Here is a 17,115-nt window from a genome sequence, read left to right on the forward strand (position 1 = left end):
TTGGGCTATGCCCTTCCCACTCCTTGAGGAGGGGGACTTCTTGCCGGAAAATCTGTTAAAGATAGTACGGAAAAATGGTTCCATGTGCTTATATCGATATAGATTGTTGCAACTCATAAAGACCTGTACAATACCATATGTCCTAATACACCTTTATGTGGATGATCATTCCTTTGGCATCCTATTACCTCAAAAGGCTTCACTTTTTCTAAGACAAACGTTGTATAATTTGCTTATTTGATCCTACATAAATTGTTTAAAATAAGTGCTCATGAATAGTATCCATATGAGGTCCCTAACACCTCTGACATTCATATTTGGTTTGTTTTTTGTAAGATATCTATGATTGATAAACTAATGGTTATATATAATAGTGACCCTATATAATCACTATAATTTATACATCTATAACACTACTTTAAATTGATTTTAAAGGAAACCGGTTTGAAATAGATACCTTTATCAATAACTTTTTATAGTGACTATATTGGGTGACTTTATTTCTGATTATACTCTTTGTTATATAGTGAGGCTTTCACAGAAGGAAACCTGAGTGATTAGCTTTTCACGTAGGATGCGTATTATAATGTTTATAAGGTTAGAAACGGGCAGGAAATGCCTGTTTTTTTATGAAATTTATTTATTTGTAATAAACAAGAACTTTCCTAGCTGTTTGGGTACTAGTATAATATGTATGGGTTTTAAAAGCGCAGGAGGACATGGAATGAAGCCTAAAATTGAGGATGTGGCAAGATTAGCAGGTGTTTCACGAACAACGGTTTCTAGGGTATTGAATAATCGTGGTTACATCAGTACGGAAACAAGAGAAAATGTTCACAAGGCAATGAATGAATTGAATTATTTTCCAAACGATGTTGCACGCTCTTTATTTAATAAACGAACGAACTTGATAGGATTAATTTTTCCAACAATAAGTAATCCGTTTTTTGGTGAACTCACCTTTCACATAGAGAATATCTGTGCCAAATTAGGTTATAAAGTGTTGCTTTGCAACAGCTTAAATCGTATAGATGAAGAAGAGAAATATTTAGAAATGCTTATGCGAAATCAAGTAGATGGAATCATTGTTGGGACACACAATCGAGGTATTCTGAATTATCATCAGCAAAATTTAAATGTTGTAGCAATTGATCGTAACCTCTCAGAAACAATTCCTGTAGTTAGTTCCGACAATTATGCGGGTGGTGAAACAGCGACAGAATTGTTAATCTCGAAAGGCTGTCAACATATTGTTCATATTAATGGATCAGGCGAGTTGGAAACACCGGCAAAATTAAGGAGAAAAGCGTATGAGGATGTAATGGAAAGGTACGGGAGAACCCCCATTACATATGAAATTCTAGAGGCATTTGATCGGCCAAGTCAACAAGAAGTAATGAGTAAGATCCTTGATGAACAACCAGAAGTAGACGGTATTTTTGCGAGTAGTGATTTATTTGCAGCCGCCTTCATGGCTGAGGCAAAAAAACGAGGGAAAGATATACCAAAACAAATAAAAGTTGTCGGTTATGACGGAACAGAAACGGGTCAAATATTACTGCCGGAATTGACAACGATACAGCAGCCAATTAGTTTAATTGCCCAAACGGCAATTGATATATTATTAAAAAAAATTGAAGGTGAAGTTACTGATTTACCACTGGAAATCCGCCTTCCAATTAAACTTTTAAAAGGGGAAACTACGTAAAAGCTAATTTGTTCATGTAACAAATTTAACAGCTTACAGTTGAAAAGCTTTATAACAAGTTGAAAAAGAAACAAATTATACTCCATTTTTCAAATAACCTAAAAAACATTGCCGTTATACAATGTTTTTTAGGTTTTATATATCATGTGACCTATTTGTGAAACCGGTTGACATATGAAACCGGTTGACATATAATACAGTTGAAAATGCTTGCACTATTCAAGTAAAAGGTTCTAAATCTTTCTTTCAGGGGAGAATTTTAAAAATCCTGTATTGGAAGTTAAGTATGTATGTTTTCTTTTTTATTCACAACATAGGCTTCAACTTTACCTTATAAAAAAAGCAAAGGCTTACAAGACAATTCGAAAAATTACAAAAGGATAGATAGGGAGAGGATAGGATGTTAGCAGTAACCAAACTTCAACAGGCGGAAGAAGCACTTAAGAATGCTAAAGAAAAAGTAAACGATCACTACCGACTGGGATACCATATTATGGCACCGGCTAATTGGATTAATGATCCTAATGGTTTAGTTCAGTATAAAGGGGAATATCATGTGTTTTACCAGCATCATCCATATGACGAAAATTGGGGACCGATGCACTGGGGGCATGTGAAAAGCAAAGACCTGGTTCACTGGGAACACTTGCCGATTGCGCTTGCACCGACAGAAGCGTATGACAAGGATGGCTGTTTTTCAGGAAGCGCAGTTGATGATAACGGAGTACTGACGTTAATTTACACAGGTAACATATGGGTTGATCGTGAGAAGGATATTCTTGACCAATCACAATGTATTGCGACAAGTACGGACGGTATTCATTTTACAAAAGAAGCTGTCAATCCGGTTATCGCGAAACACCCTGAGGAAGGATCTGGGCATTTCCGCGATCCAAAAGTATGGAAGCATGAAGACCATTGGTATATGGTCCTAGGAACTAGAAAAGAAGATATTGGAAAAGTTGTTTTATATAAGTCAAAAGATTTAAGACAGTGGGAATATCTTGGCGTATTGGAAGAAAGCGATGGAACAGAAGGATATATGTGGGAGTGCCCTGATTTCTTTGAACTTGGCGGAAAGCATGTGCTGTTATTTTCACCGCAGGGAATGGCAGCTGAAGGAGAGAAGTATCAAAATCTGTTCCAAACAGGTTATATTGTGGGAGATTTTGATTATGATACACTCAAATTTTCGCATGGTGAGTTTACAGAGTTAGATTATGGACACGATTTCTATGCTGTTCAAACGTTGCTTGATGATCAAGGTCGACGTATCGCTTTCGGCTGGATGGATATGTGGGAATCCCCGATGCCAACAAAGGAGCATGGTTGGGCCGGTGCTTTAACATTGCCTCGCGAGCTGACTCTTGCTGATGATGGAAAGCTTGCGATGAATCCTGTTTCTGAGCTGGCAATGCTTCGTGAGAAACCCATTGATCTATCTATAGAGGCCATTAATAATGAGAGCATTCATACAGGGATCAAAGAAGAACTGCTCGAAATAAAAGTAGAATTTTCACTGAAAGATGTGACAGCAGATGAGTTTGGTTTAAAACTTAGATGTAATGAGGAAGGAACAGAGGAGACAATCGTTGGATTTAATGTTAAGACCTCTAAATTATTTATTGACCGTGAAAAGTCAGGTAGTGGTGTAAGTGGGATTCGCAACAGTAAAGTCGAACTGCAATCTGATACGTTGTCACTTCATCTTTATCTAGATCGCTCATCTGTCGAGGTATTTGCTAACGAAGGTTTTAATGTAATGACAAGTAGAATCTATCCACAAACATCAAGTTTGGATTTTCAACTCTACGCGAAAAATGGAGCGGTTCGTATCAAAGATTTAAAAGTGTGGAAATTGAAAGATATTTGGAAAGAAAATAAATAAAGTAGTTTGTTTCAAGAATCTGTTACGTACAGCTAGGATTATGTCCTTATGTTATGTTGCTCCATAGGTTTAGAAAAAGAAATATAATAGATTTCCTTTAAGGAATTTATCAAAATTAAAGTTCGCCAAGTGCTTTCACAAAAAGCCTTGGCTTCTTAATTATAATTTGAGCTAAGAACAGGAGTTTTAAACTGTAAATGAGGTGGAACATGTGGGAAAGCTATATTGTATTGGAGAAGCACTAATTGATTTTATCGCACTGCAAAAAGGGGAGCAACTAAAGCACGTATCAACTTTTGAGAAAGTACCGGGCGGGGCTCCAGCAAATGTTGCTGTGGCTGTTGCTAAGTATGGAGGAAAATCCTCCCTCATTACAAAGCTGGGTAATGATGCATTTGGAGATTTTCTCATTGATACTCTAAAACATAATGATGTTGAGGTAGATAAAATTTTCCGAACAAATGAAGCGAATACAGGTTTAGCTTTTGTCTCTGTTAAAGAAGATGGGGAACGTGACTTTGCATTCTATCGTAACCCATCAGCTGATTTATTGTTAACAGATCATGATATACAATCAGATTGGTTTTCAACAGGAGATATTCTTCACTTTGGTTCAGTAGATTTAGTGGAAAGCCCTATGAAATATGCTCATGGAAAAGCCATTGAAGCAGTAAAATCCTGTGGGGGCATTATCAGCTTTGACCCGAATATACGACTGCCTCTCTGGAATAGTCCTGCAGCATGCCGAGACACAGTCCTAGCATTCCTGCCGCTAGCTCACATTGTTAAAGTTTCTGATGAAGAATTGGAGTTTATTACGGGCATTTCGGATATAACTGAAGCAATCCAGTCTTTATTTGTAGGAGATGTTCAAGCTGTTTTATATACACAAGGTGCAAAAGGTGCCGAATTATATACTAAAGAAGGGATGTATAAATCCTCAGGGTTTAAGGTAACCGTTGCTGATACAACTGGGGCGGGAGATGCATTTATGGGAGGATTTTTATATAAATTACTTGAAAAGGATGTTCAAGTGACAAACCTGGTTCAGTTATTAAATATGCATCACAAGGAAATTTTGGAGTTTTCCAATGCTAGCGGAGCCCTTACAGCCTCTGTAAAGGGAGCAATACCTGCAATACCTGCAAAGAAACATATTTTAACCTTTTTAAGTACTAGATAAAATAAGCTGCTAGTATCATGTTGTTCATCTTTGTGAGAGTGGTAATGGAAATAGTCTCAATTCCTAAGGGATTGAGGCTATTTCCATTTTAGAAGGGGGGATCCAGTGATTAAGCACATCAAGAAGATTTTAGGGACTAATAAGGGCTGGACAACAAATGTATCAAGCAGGATTCCATCAACATAAAGAAAATTTTATATATATTTTAAGATCATTTGGAGTGGAGGGGTCATTTATTAAATAGAGTTTTCATCCTGTGGGTAAGACAATATATTGTATGAGTTGTTCATGAGGTCAACAAAAAATAGGGGGTATTCAAACATGAGTTTCTATTTTCAAGAATGTGCACAAACTGATGTTGAAAAAGTAATCCAGAAATATGTAAGTACATTAAGCTCTCCTATCGATTCCTTCTTGGAGGAGCATATTCTCAATTACGCATTTTATACTATCAATTATAATTCTAAAGTGGCAGGTTATTTTGCCGTTCATAGTAATCAGTATCTTACACAATTTTATTTAGAGTTACGCTATTATAAGGAATCTCAGGAGATTTTTAAAAATGTTCTTAGAGATCATTCCGTCCAATCCATCATGGTTCCAACATGCGACGAACTTTTTTTAAGCTTGGCATTAGATCATGATTATAAAATTGAAAAACAAGCTTACTTTTTCCAAGATAACAAAGTGGAAATTCCAACAGAAAAACTTTATAAAGAGGGGGAATTCAGAGCTGCCGTTCCTAATGATGCTAGCAAAATAACCGAGGTATGTCAGGACTTCATTGATAAAGTGGAACAACGCATTGAAAATAGAGAAATATTCACCTTCATCAAAGGAAATATACTGCTTGGAATAGGAATTGTAGAACGAAGTAAATTACTTGACGGGTATGCAAGTATCGGAATGTTTACAAATGAACAGTACAGAAAACAAGGAATAGGTCGAACAATCATACATCACCTAAAGGAATGGTGTTATGACAATAAACTAAATCCGATTTGTGGGTGCTGGTATTATAATGTTCCCTCAAAGCAAACGTTAGAAAGTGCTGGTATGGTCTCTAAAACAAGACTATTAAATATCAAAGTCCCCGAATGCTATGAAAATTTGAAATAAATACCTTATACAAGGAATGGAGAGATGGAAAGATTCATAAACGGAGGCATTTTTCACATAAAAACGCCGACTCGTTTTTTTATTTTTGTGAGTCGGCTAGTGAATTTTATGATACGGAGAAATCATTATTATTTACTCCTCGCTTTTGATGACTTAAGTTAAAAAACTTATTTGGTACGAATCCGAGCATTTCCGTATGCATCCATTAATTTTCCGTATTCTTCCATTGCTGTAGCGACTAAATTTAAAAGTTTTTTCATTTGAATTACCTCCTTAGTGTATTGACTACACTTTATATTTTTTATGCTTTTTTAGCAAACTGGCTATAGAGTCGTGGCAACGGAAACAATGAAACTGAAAACGAATAACTGTTTTATTTGAACTACCAATACGACATGTTAGGTACATTTAGAAACATTTTGGGTGCCGTTTTTCAGAAAGGTAGAAGAGCATAAGGGGTTTTTGTCCCCACTCTGGGTGTGGAGTCAGGCAAAGCCTGACAAAACCATGGGTACACGAAAATGGTAAAAATGTCTCCATTGTGTCCCCCTATTTTTGAGTGGTGTCCCTACCGTGTCCCCATAAAAAGTAACTCCTGTCCCCCTTACGTCCCCATCACTTTTTCACGAGTCCGAATATTTTTAATCCAATCCATCCGAAAAAACAGACAGAATCCAAGTAGATAAAGAAAAAAATTATGTTATCAAAGTCCCTCAATTTTATCTAAGGAACAATTATATACTTGCTTCATAAATGCCCATTGCAAAGTTGTTTTGGATTTATTTTTCCCACAGCGGCTTAGGCTAAATGGAAGCAAGAAAAAGAACAGAAAAAATATCCAAAATCTAAAGAAAGTGATACAGTTCTAAAAAATGTCGTGAAGAATTTAGGTGCTAAACTTATTGAAAACATTATATGGTATATCGCTTTGTCTACTGGGGAGTTTCTTGATTGGATTAACAGTTAATAGTCTTGGAGATATGGGTAACACCCTAAGAAAAGTAATAGGAATTATATGTATTGCATTAGATATCAAAACAGTAAGCATTAAAAATAAAAAGAAATTAAAAAGGAGGGTGAAATAATGGATAATACAAATCCCGAGTACGTTGATTTCAACATCATATGCTCAGATGATTGCGGAAACGCACCCAAAAAAATTTCCCTTAAGGAATTCACCGTAGCTTTTGCTAATAACGATATGGTTTTTATTACTGAGAACATTACAGATAGTTTTCATTGGAATATAATCGGTAAAAAATCTATTCAAGGAAAAGAAAAGTTTATTGAAAATCTAAAACAAATGAAAAATAGTAAAGTAACAGAACTAAACATTAGAAACATCATTACCCATAGCAATACTGGTTCTGTCAACGGAACGATAATATTAGAAAATAAGCAAAGTTACGCTTTTTGTGACGTCTATAATTTCACCAGTGCAAGTAAAAATTCAAAGATAAAAGAATTAACATCTTATGTAATTGAAATATCATAATCAAATATATTAAAATTCTATATATTAATATTTTAATTTTAAATGGACACTTTTATAAGTTAAGTTATTGAGCTAAAAAGTGCTAATGTTACATAAACAGACTGTACGTACTTCCGTTTTCATTCACTATGTCAACGATCAGCTTCAATTGGGGCTGTTCGTTGACCGCCGGAAAGTAAGATCTTCCCTTTTAAAAGCAAAAAAGCCTGTCCATAATCCTGGATAGCTTTCTAAAGTAATGTATTTACAAAATAAAAAGGAACTCTATCAGTCCTGTTCCCCTGGTACCAGCCCCACCTACGCTGTATACCCCTGACAGCCACGCGCGCCATCCAACCCAATTACTATCATACCAGATAACGCTTACATTTAGGGGGTTAACCTTTCGTCAAATCTTGCAAAGGTACATGTCGAAAACTGTATAAACTCAGGAAAAGTAGAAAAGATCATACATAATATGGAAGCGATGCCTATGCTTCAAAAGAAGCAAGTTTTCTTACGGGAGAAGTCCGTCAAAAACCAGAAGGAATTTATATTTGTGGGCGTAAAACCACGATACCTTTAGGTTCGTGGTAGTTCACACATCTATTGTATTTGTACCAGAACCATTTTTTCTATACTTCAGCGGAGAGGTTCCAGTTATTGTTTTAAAAACACGCCCGAAGTGAGTAGGATTTTCATATCCCACTTTTTCAGCAATGGAAGTAACATTTAAATTTGTAGTTTTTAACAATTTTTGTGCTTCGTTAATCCGTACCTGATTCAGATATTCCACAAAAGAAAAACCCGTCACCTCTTTATAGACTCTGCTTAGATAATAAGGACTTATGTGAAATTGCTTTGAGAGAGACTGTAAAGTAAGTACATCCATATAATGGCTGTTGATATACCGTACGATTTCAGACACTTTTTCATGCAAGGAATTGGGATATTCTATAGGTTCAATTTTATTCTTTTTTATGTGCCGATATATATAAAGCAACAGCTCCACCAGAAGCAACCTTAAATAGGTCTGATATCCTTCCGTCTTGTTTTCATACTCTTCTATCATTTTTCTTAGAATAGATTCCACGGCTCCTTGTTCTTTAATATTTAATCGAAGCACAGGAAACTTCTGAAATATTTCGTAAAAGCTTTCTTCCATTCCATTGGCCATTCTTTGTATATAGTCCGATTTAAAGTTGATTAATATCCTTTCGTGATTTGGTGAATACGCTTCCGTTGTTTTATGCAAGTCATACATATTTACTAAAACAAGATCTCCTGCTTTCACATGATAAGTACGTTCTTTAATAAAGTAAAGCCTTTCCCCCTTAGACATATAATAAATTTCATACGCGTCGTGACGATGCGTGGACTTCATACTATATGCTTCAGTTCGTCTGGTTTTTTCAACACAAAAGTCTCCAATCATGTCCACGTTATTTAACAAGAGCATTCCCTCCTAATTTAAGAATAACATTTTTTTGGAAAATCAAATAGCAAGAATTGTAGAAAAAACAATAAATTGAGCAAATACTGAAAGGATTCTTTTTCATTATTGCTATATATTTGAAGTAGATTTTATTGAATGGAGGAGAAAATAATGAGTTATACGAATGAAAAAGTAACCGATTTAAAAATCGCTTATATCGGCGGAGGTTCCAAAGGATGGGCTTGGGGATTGATGAGTGACCTTGCGATGGAAGATACGCTTTCGGGTAAGGTGAAACTGTATGATATCAATTATCAGGCTGCCTATCAAAATGAACTAATTGGGAACCGTCTACATGATCGGACGGATGTAGCTGGAAAATGGGAATATGAAGCTGTTAAAACATTAGAGGATGCCTTAACGGGGGCTGACTTTGTCATTATCTCCATTCTCCCTGGGTCGTTTGATGAGATGGAATCCGATGTTCATTTACCGGAAAAGTATGGTGTGTATCAATCTGTAGGGGATACGGTTGGTCCTGGTGGTTTGGTTAGGGCTTTACGAACAATTCCGATTTTTGTGGATTTAGCCCAACAGGTTCGGGAGCATGCACCAAATGCTTGGGTGATTAATTATACTAATCCAATGAGCCTTTGTACACGGGCTTTATATGCGACGTTCCCAGAAATTAAAGCAATTGGCTGCTGTCATGAAGTGTTTGGAACACAAAAGTTGCTAGCGTCTATGGTAGAAGAGTTATTGGGAGTAGAGGACGTGAAGCGTCAAGAGATTAAGGTCAATGTGTTAGGTATTAATCATTTTACGTGGATTGATCAGGCTTCCTATAAAGGGATTGATTTGTTTCCGTTGTATGAACAGTTTGTAGACAAATATTATGAAAGTGGTTTTGAAGGATCGGAGAAAGGCCATTGGATGAATAATCATTTTGCCTCAGCGGAGAGGGTGAAATTTGATTTATTTAAACGTTTTGGCTTGATTGCAGCGGCAGGGGATCGTCATTTAGCTGAATTTATGCCGAATACGTGGTATTTAACAAATCCTGAAACCGTAAGAGAGTGGAAATTCGGGTTAACGCCTGTTGCCTGGCGTAAGAAAAATAAACAAGCATTAGTAGAAAAAAGTAATCGGTTAGCTACTGGCGCTGAGCCGTTTGAACTAAAACCAACAGGAGAAGAAGGTATTGATATCATTAAAGCTCTTCTAGGCTTGGGTGAATTTATTACTAATGTGAATGTACCGAATCAAGGCCAAGTAAGGGGGATTCCAAATGGGGCAGTGGTAGAGACGAATGCTGTTCTTAGTTATAGCAGTGTCCGTCCAGTACTCGCTGGTGAATTGCCAAAACCTGTTCAAAATCTGGTGATGCGCCATGTAATGAATCAAGAAACCACCCTACAAGCTGCGCTTCAAAAGAATAAGGACTTAGCATTCCAGGCCTTTGTACAGGATCCTTTGCTAAGTACACTTAAACCTGATGAAGCTATCAAACTATTCGATGAAATGTTGGCTAACACTGCCCGCTTTTTGGATGGATGGAACCTTAAAGTTCATACAAGCTGACAATTGTGAAGTTAGACCGATTCTAGTATAAAACTCAACTTGACACATAAGGCCTAATTATTTATTAATATGCTAGAAAAGACTAAAAGCTAAGAGACTAGTTTCAAGCAGAGCAGGCGCATGAATCATTCATGCGCCCTATGTTGTTGAAAAACGTAGCGACAGAAGTAGTATCACTAAAGTTTATTTTGTATGGACAAACCGATGATTGGGCAAAATTTTTCAAACTTTTATTGTATTTGCACCAGAACTAAACAAGTTATATGTTTGTTTAGATTTGTTCACAACAATATGTACTAGAAGCATTAAGCCTAGCATATAAACTAATATAACTGTGTAACTTTTATATTAAAAAGAATTAAAAGAAAAACTATTACATATAGCCACAGACTCAGGCGGGAGAAGGAATCTCCTGCCTTTTCAGTACATAAAATTTGAAAGTTTGCGAGAAAATCACGGGTTAGACAAGGAAAAATACTCAAAAAAGCTGAAACATTAAAAATAATTGCACATAAAAGTATAAGGATTATGATACATAAAATCTAATAAATAAAAATAACTGAATTTTCTATTAATAATCAGAAATTTTATAAAATATGAGATAATTATCCACATTTTATAAAAATCTATAAACATTTAATAAACACTATCCAGATAAATCACATATTACACAGACATCATTAAGATTATTTGTGTTTTTGGGTATAAACTTCATTCATATCAAGCCTTCTATGTTTTTATATCCACATTTTGCTTTCTTTATCGGCCATATAAACAGAAGTATTTCTAAATCCACATATCTCTTTAAGCTTTTTTGTTTTATAAGTGGGGTATATAAGTATCTTGTGCATTGTTGAACAAAGAATTTTATTCACAGTCAAGAGAACCCATTATAAAGTTTGTATAATTATTTGCTGTGTATAGCGGAAAATCAAGACCTAAATCCATCTCCAAATGGGATCTGTTGCTTTCATAAAATATCTAAGCATGACAAAAAGCCCTCATAACAGCTTATTTTTTTCAGCTGGAGGGCTTATCACCATGAAGAGATCTGGCTAGAATTTTTGCTCCACAAATAAAGGGAGCTGTTTACACCAGAACTTCCCATTCTCTCTGGACACGGGGTTTGCGTAATGTTTGTTCCAATTCTGCGAGGAATGCTGTGAGATCAAAATCCCTTGGCGGATAGAGAACACGCATTGGAGCTTGTGGGAGATGCTCGATTTTCTTGAGCATTTCTTCCCGTAAATGACCTGGCACAGTATTTCCTTTGTAGTGGAGCTTCTTTCTTAACTCAGCCTCCAATTGGAAATATGAATGCAACTCAGCCCCATGCTTACATGCATAATCACGGAATAAAGCTTCTTCTGGATAGCGGATGTCTCTCTCATAGTACATTTCTTCCTGAAGCGGAACCATATATTTTTGTTGTAGCACTTCTTGTGCGGCAGTAAATAACTTTTTAATACTGCGTACAGAGTGCATGGAATAACGATTACCGAACTGGAACAAAGCTTCTTCTGCCATAGAGGCCTTCACGTTATGGGTGATGAGTGAATAAATGCCTGTCTTGGCAGCTACATCTAAAACTCTGTGATGAAATGCTTTACGAACAAGTTTATGTAAAACAACTTCTAAGTTATCAGGCTGGCCATTACCTGCAATTAGCATACGAAGGCGTCTTAACACTTCTCGCGTTTGCATATGGCATGTATGTTTTAGTACATTGATGAACTGGTTCATATGTATAGCTAAGTCACCCAGATGCAGTTCTTGCAATGATTTTTCGATAAAGGCAGCTTTACGCTTATAAATCGCTTTTGGTCGTAACCAATTACGATAAGTCTCTGCATTGGAAGATTCGTTCGCAGACCGTAGTTGTTTGTTAACGGATACAATTAATTTGTTGAATTTTCTACTGTACTCTTTCACCAGCATACACTTCTCAAAAAGCGGGATGTTGAGAGAAGGGAGTGGTGTAGTTAACTCTTTTAAGACACCTTGAATTTGATGCAAATGCTTCTTATGCAGGAATTGAAATAAGCCGCCCATATAAGCCTTTTGTCCTTGCAGCGTTTCCTCTGGCAGCATACGTGCTAATTCTGGACGAGTTCCTTGTTGGATACAAATGTCCAAAAATAACTTCTTCGCGGCAACGGAAAGCTTAAAGAAATCATATGTAAAGACAACAGGGTGAATAGAAGCATAGTAATTAGGCTTCTTTGTTTCTTGATTCATAAAGTGACAAATTTCAATCGTATAGCGCCCGTACATGTTTTTCGTAGTAGAAATCACTTGATGTAAGCGTAATTTTTCCATTGCCACATAGAACTGCATATGGGAGATAGAAGCATCCCATTCTTTATAGGTAAGATATTCTTCATAGAGCTGATGAATCGTAACATCACGGATAATACCGTTTGTGTTGCATAATTTATGTAACATAATAAAGACGTCAATAACAGCATTGGTTACACCATGCAATAGATAACTTTTAGGCTGAGCTGTCCCAAATTTGGAAGGAAGGGAAAAAGCATCCACACGAAACATACTTTTATGAATCTGTCTCTCTTCGTACGGTAAATATTTGATGTAAGCTGGTGAAGACAAACGCTTCGCCTTGTAGTAGTTTTCTTCCATACTCTCGAGTAAATGAACCCAAGATTCTCTAGAAACTAGTACAGCATTTGTTTCAAGGCCTTTTAAACTACGTTTATTTTTTACTAATAATTGAGAGTGTGGCACTTTTTTCCCCTCCTTTCCATAATTCGTATAATTTTGCCTATGTTACAGTATAGCAGATAGCAAAATCGGAAAAGGGCGTCCTTAAAGAGAAAGTGCAACAATGCAACATGGGAAAAGCCCATGTGTACCAAGGGCTGAAAAAATTTTTAAAAAATTTTTAGGGAAATGTAAGTGCCAGAATGTTGCACTTTTTAGCGAAGAAAGAAAAGAAGCTATAATTACATCAATCCAGATATATCAAGGGTTTAAAGGTGTTGCAAGTTGGAAGTTGGTCAAAGTAGGTGCCAGGATGTTGCACTTTTTTATGAAAAATCGAAATTTCACGTCAAAATAGGTGCCAGCATGTTTCGTTGCAGATAGCGGAGGAAAAGAACTTACTAAAAATGCGATAAAGCTAGATGTATCAAGGGTTGAAGGGGATTACAGGTTTAGAAGTTGGTTAAAGTAGGTGCCAGGATGTTGCACTTTTTAGCGAAAAGAAAGCAAGTTGAAAAAATAAATAAGTCCAGATGTACCAAGGGTTTGATTGGGTTGCAAAGTTAAAGATTGGTCAAAATAGGTGCCAGGATGTTGCACTTTTTGGTAGAGGTTTGTGCCAGAGAATGAACATATTTTTAACTATAGAAGGGTTATAATTCAGTAGTAAAAAGAAATCATTGTTTGTGAAGAAGCGAATTGGTCAAAATGAATGCCAGGATGTTGCAACTTGGAGGATAAAATTGCAACTAGTAAGTATGGGTCTTGAATGAAAATGAGATGTTACGATATGTATATAATCCAAATAGAGATGAAATGAAGAACATTGGTCAAAGTAAGTGTCAGGTTGTTACACTTTCCGAAAACGAAAAGCTGCATATTAATAAATCAATCTAGTAAAAGTAAATCATGTGTTCGTTACTAGCTATACAGTTAGTGAAGATAAGTGCCAGGTTGTTACACTTTCCAAAAATGAACAGCCATGTACTAATAAATCAATCTAGTAAAAGTAAATCATGTATCCATTACTAGCTATACAGTTGGTGAAGATAAGTGCCAGAATGTTGCACTTTCTATAAAAAGTGCAACAAAGGATAACACATGTCAGAGGATATGTTGTATGCTAAACAGAGGCAAGTTGTTCTGAGAGGGGGAAGCGTAAGATGGATCATACCTTTAAAACGGCACTATTAATTGCACGGCAGCTCTTTGGAAAAGAAGAGTCGGTGTTGTCAAAATGGCAATCATTTTATAACGATATTGAAAAAGATATGATTAACTTATACGATTCACCTTTTATGTCTTTTTCTTTTTTGGCACTTATTAAATGGTTAAGAAAGAAGGAAAAAGAGGGTATCGAACTCTATGACATTCTTTTTAATATAGAATCATATGTGCAAGAGATTTATTCGTATTTAGGACCGCTTATTCAACAGGAATTTGAGGATAGTCTAGACATAGTGAGGGGAGCAGCTTCTCATGAGGGTCAGGACTTATATCAGGAAGCTTCAAGTTATTTAGAAATGAATAACACGGATGTGTTGTATTACTTACGTGATGGAATATCAAAAAATAAATTTACCTTTAGCAAAGATACGGGAAGGAAAATGTATCAGCTACCCGATAAAAAGAAGCATGTTGTTCAACTGTCTAATCATAAGGATGAAGATTTAAAGCTAAAGAGTATCGAGGATTCCATGCTTTGGGAAAGAACCATTACTAACGTTTTAAGCGCGATGGACGACTTAACAGCAGATTGCTTAGATGTAATTACAATGGCCTGGACTGAGCAAACAAACTCTTCGACGGAAATGATTCAGTTTTCTTATGAACAAGTACTGGAAGTTTGCGGTTATCATAGAAGGAAAGATGGTGCAAAAAGCTTTCGGATTAAGGACCGTTTAGAGGTCATGAAAAGATTAGCGGCTCTAGCAAGCATATTTATTTACGTTAATGAAGATAATGAAATCGTTGTACTCAGCAATGAGGAACAAAAGAATGATTTTTATAAGTATAAAAGGCAGCATATTAAACGATTGTTCGTATTAGAGGACATTGTGTTAGCAAAGGATATTAATACGGACGAGGTAATAGGAATAGAGAGCTGCACAATACGTCCTTCTGAGTTCTTATCTAACTATCTCATAGGAGAAAAAAGCACTACGGCCCTGATGCCTATTAAAGCTTTGCAATATTCTAAGGATCGTCATAAGTATCATAAGAGACTTACCCGGTATTTAAGCTGGCAATGGCGTATTCGTCAACTGAGCCGTACAACGATGTACCGTCCCTTCTCGATAGGTGGGGAGAAAGGGCTATTGTCAGTTATGGGAATAGATAGTAAGAACCATAAACCAGCTAGGTTAAAAGAAGTATTTGAAAATGTACTAGACAACCTACAGGCTGATCATGTCATCGCTTCTTGGAGTTATCATCAGGCACTAAATGAACAAGCAATGAATCAAAGGGATTGGTTCAAGAGCTATTGGGTAAATCAACAAATTGTTATTGTGCCGCCGCAGGAGATGTTACACCTGCAGAAATCGTTGCAATGGAGACAAGAGTCTAATGAACAACAATTAGAGATATTTGCAGAATCATCGCTGGACCAGTTTGTGAGCTCAGTGAATCAAAAGCAAGAATCGCCTGTCATCGAGATTCAAAATGGTGCAAATGATGGTCAGGAAGAATTTGAAAATATTCGTGACACTATTAATCAGTACAAAGAACAATTAAAAATTCCTTTGCGTACACTTGCGGAGGAGGTAGGTATTTCGTATTCCACGCTTTCTCGTTTTCTAAGTAATAAAACAAAGCGTATCAATGGTGATAACGTTGAAAAGATAAAGAAATGGATCAAGCATCGTGAATTGGTTGATATCCTGTAAGGAGATCTAATATTTTTCCTTGGTACAGAAATTTTAATGTATGTTCGGTTGTTATCTACTGGAACTATATGGTATTATTTAAGTATACGCTTTCTTTTTTATTTTTTGACGTATTTTTAGTCTCTAGGGTTAGCGATTTAATAAAAAAGACGTATATTTCTTGTTCGTTCGTAAAAAATTTCACCATAAGTGCAACTTTATAAGAAACCAAAAAATATGGTTCATAAAGGAGTGGCAAATCAATATGGGAAAATTACATTGGAATGGAAGAGAACTAACGGAAACGGAGTTAAAATTTATTGCGGAGTTCTTACGGGCAACTGTTAAAGGAACGACGGACGAGTTTTATCTTCAAACAGAAAATGTTGGACTGGCTAAGTCATTCGGAATAGTCAAAGAATAAGGAGCAGATTTGCTTCTTTTCTTAAGGGCTTATCATTACGCATAACATACGTTATGTGTAATCGAGAGGGGGGAATCCCCTCTCTTTTTTTTATTTGCCGTAGCAACCGAATAACAACCTTGTGCGGCGCCTTGTTCTCTGTACGGCCATCCTTGGTGTACCAGGTCACCGGTCACCTGCAGCTTGACGAATAGTGTGTCTGTTGACATTGGCCATTTTTACAAGTTCATTTTCAGAATAAATCTTTTCTTCAGGCTTCACTTCATCGCTCGTGATCCATTCTTTTCTTGTTTCCTTCATCATATTGTACTTCGTTTGTTGCTCCATACGACCACCACTTTCAACTTGTATGTAAATTGAATTATTTATGCGTACAACTAAAAGATTATTCTATAGTAATGATGTAAATAGGATGTATCCGGAGATTGTAATAGGAATATTTGAATGAGTACCCTTATATTTTTTCTTTATTTTACCAAGACATAAGGTCTTTATAAGAACCTGTTCGCGGGATTATGGACAAATCAGCCAGGAAAGCGTGCAAAAAATAATGAGATTCTTAAAATTTATATTGAAAAAAACAAGAAAGATGGTAGAATCTAATTAATGTTATACGTACAAGTTAGACTGTATCTCATGGGTACATATAAAGTTATAAGTATGAATAATGAGGGTTATTCCTGTCAAAATCCTGTATTTGTACGTATAAAATAAT

12 protein-coding genes are annotated in these 17,115 nt (G+C 36.1%); 9 read left to right on the forward strand and 3 right to left on the reverse strand.

Features of this window, described 5'->3' with window-relative positions; translation table 11 throughout:
• Positions 1 to 724: 724 nt before the first annotated feature.
• From EP737_RS15190 to EP737_RS15215, 6 genes are all read left to right on the forward strand, one after another.
• Positions 725 to 1,708 (forward strand): LacI family DNA-binding transcriptional regulator, encoded by a 984-nt coding sequence (locus EP737_RS15190; protein ID WP_129728826.1) that lies wholly within the window; start codon positions 725 to 727, stop codon positions 1,706 to 1,708.
• 400 nt (positions 1,709 to 2,108) lie between these two features.
• On the forward strand, positions 2,109 to 3,596 hold the full coding sequence (locus EP737_RS15195; protein WP_129728827.1) for a glycoside hydrolase family 32 protein: 1,488 nt from the start codon (positions 2,109 to 2,111) through the stop codon (positions 3,594 to 3,596).
• A 211-nt stretch (positions 3,597 to 3,807) separates the two neighbouring features.
• Positions 3,808 to 4,779, forward strand: coding sequence for a carbohydrate kinase family protein (locus EP737_RS15200; RefSeq protein ID WP_129728828.1), 972 nt, complete (start codon positions 3,808 to 3,810; stop codon positions 4,777 to 4,779).
• A 321-nt stretch (positions 4,780 to 5,100) separates the two neighbouring features.
• The gene (locus EP737_RS15205; protein ID WP_129728829.1) at positions 5,101 to 5,898 is read left to right on the forward strand and encodes a GNAT family N-acetyltransferase; all 798 of its coding nucleotides are present in this window, start codon (positions 5,101 to 5,103) and stop codon (positions 5,896 to 5,898) included.
• 902 nt (positions 5,899 to 6,800) lie between these two features.
• Entirely contained in the window at positions 6,801 to 6,983 is a 183-nt protein-coding gene (locus tag EP737_RS15210; protein WP_129728830.1) for a hypothetical protein, read from the forward strand.
• Positions 6,983 to 7,393 (forward strand): nuclear transport factor 2 family protein, encoded by a 411-nt coding sequence (locus EP737_RS15215; RefSeq protein WP_129728831.1) that lies wholly within the window; start codon positions 6,983 to 6,985, stop codon positions 7,391 to 7,393. Before EP737_RS15210 ends, EP737_RS15215 begins: the two co-directional genes overlap by 1 nt.
• 577 nt (positions 7,394 to 7,970) lie before the next feature.
• Here EP737_RS15215 and EP737_RS15220 read toward each other — a convergent pair.
• Positions 7,971 to 8,825, reverse strand: a complete 855-nt coding sequence (locus EP737_RS15220) for an AraC family transcriptional regulator (protein ID WP_165350816.1) — start codon at positions 8,823 to 8,825, stop codon at positions 7,971 to 7,973.
• Positions 8,826 to 8,978: 153 nt separating this feature from the next.
• Between EP737_RS15220 and EP737_RS15225 the strand changes: the two genes are divergently transcribed.
• Complete coding sequence (locus EP737_RS15225) at positions 8,979 to 10,388, forward strand: family 4 glycosyl hydrolase (protein ID WP_129728833.1); 1,410 nt, start codon at positions 8,979 to 8,981, stop codon at positions 10,386 to 10,388.
• A 1,089-nt stretch (positions 10,389 to 11,477) separates the two neighbouring features.
• Here the strand turns inward: EP737_RS15225 and EP737_RS15230 are convergent.
• Entirely contained in the window at positions 11,478 to 13,133 is a 1,656-nt protein-coding gene (locus tag EP737_RS15230; RefSeq protein ID WP_129728834.1) for a hypothetical protein, read from the reverse strand.
• A gap of 1,139 nt (positions 13,134 to 14,272) precedes the next feature.
• On the opposite strand from EP737_RS15230, the gene EP737_RS15235 reads away from it, so the two are divergent.
• Entirely contained in the window at positions 14,273 to 15,997 is a 1,725-nt protein-coding gene (locus EP737_RS15235) for a helix-turn-helix domain-containing protein (protein WP_129728835.1), read from the forward strand.
• Positions 15,998 to 16,241: 244 nt separating this feature from the next.
• Positions 16,242 to 16,400 carry a hypothetical protein gene (locus tag EP737_RS25665; RefSeq protein WP_165350817.1) on the forward strand — a complete coding sequence of 53 codons (159 nt, stop codon included), beginning with the start codon at positions 16,242 to 16,244 and terminating at the stop codon, positions 16,398 to 16,400.
• Between the two features lie 165 nt (positions 16,401 to 16,565).
• On the opposite strand, the gene EP737_RS15240 is transcribed toward EP737_RS25665, so the two are convergent.
• A complete protein-coding gene (locus tag EP737_RS15240; RefSeq protein WP_425455915.1) occupies positions 16,566 to 16,727 on the reverse strand; it encodes a GntR family transcriptional regulator in 162 nt (53 codons plus the stop codon).
• Positions 16,728 to 17,115 lie beyond the last annotated feature (388 nt).

Source organism: Ectobacillus funiculus, from assembly GCF_004138295.1.
GTDB classification, from domain to species: Bacteria; Bacillota; Bacilli; order Bacillales; family Bacillaceae_G; genus Ectobacillus; species Ectobacillus funiculus.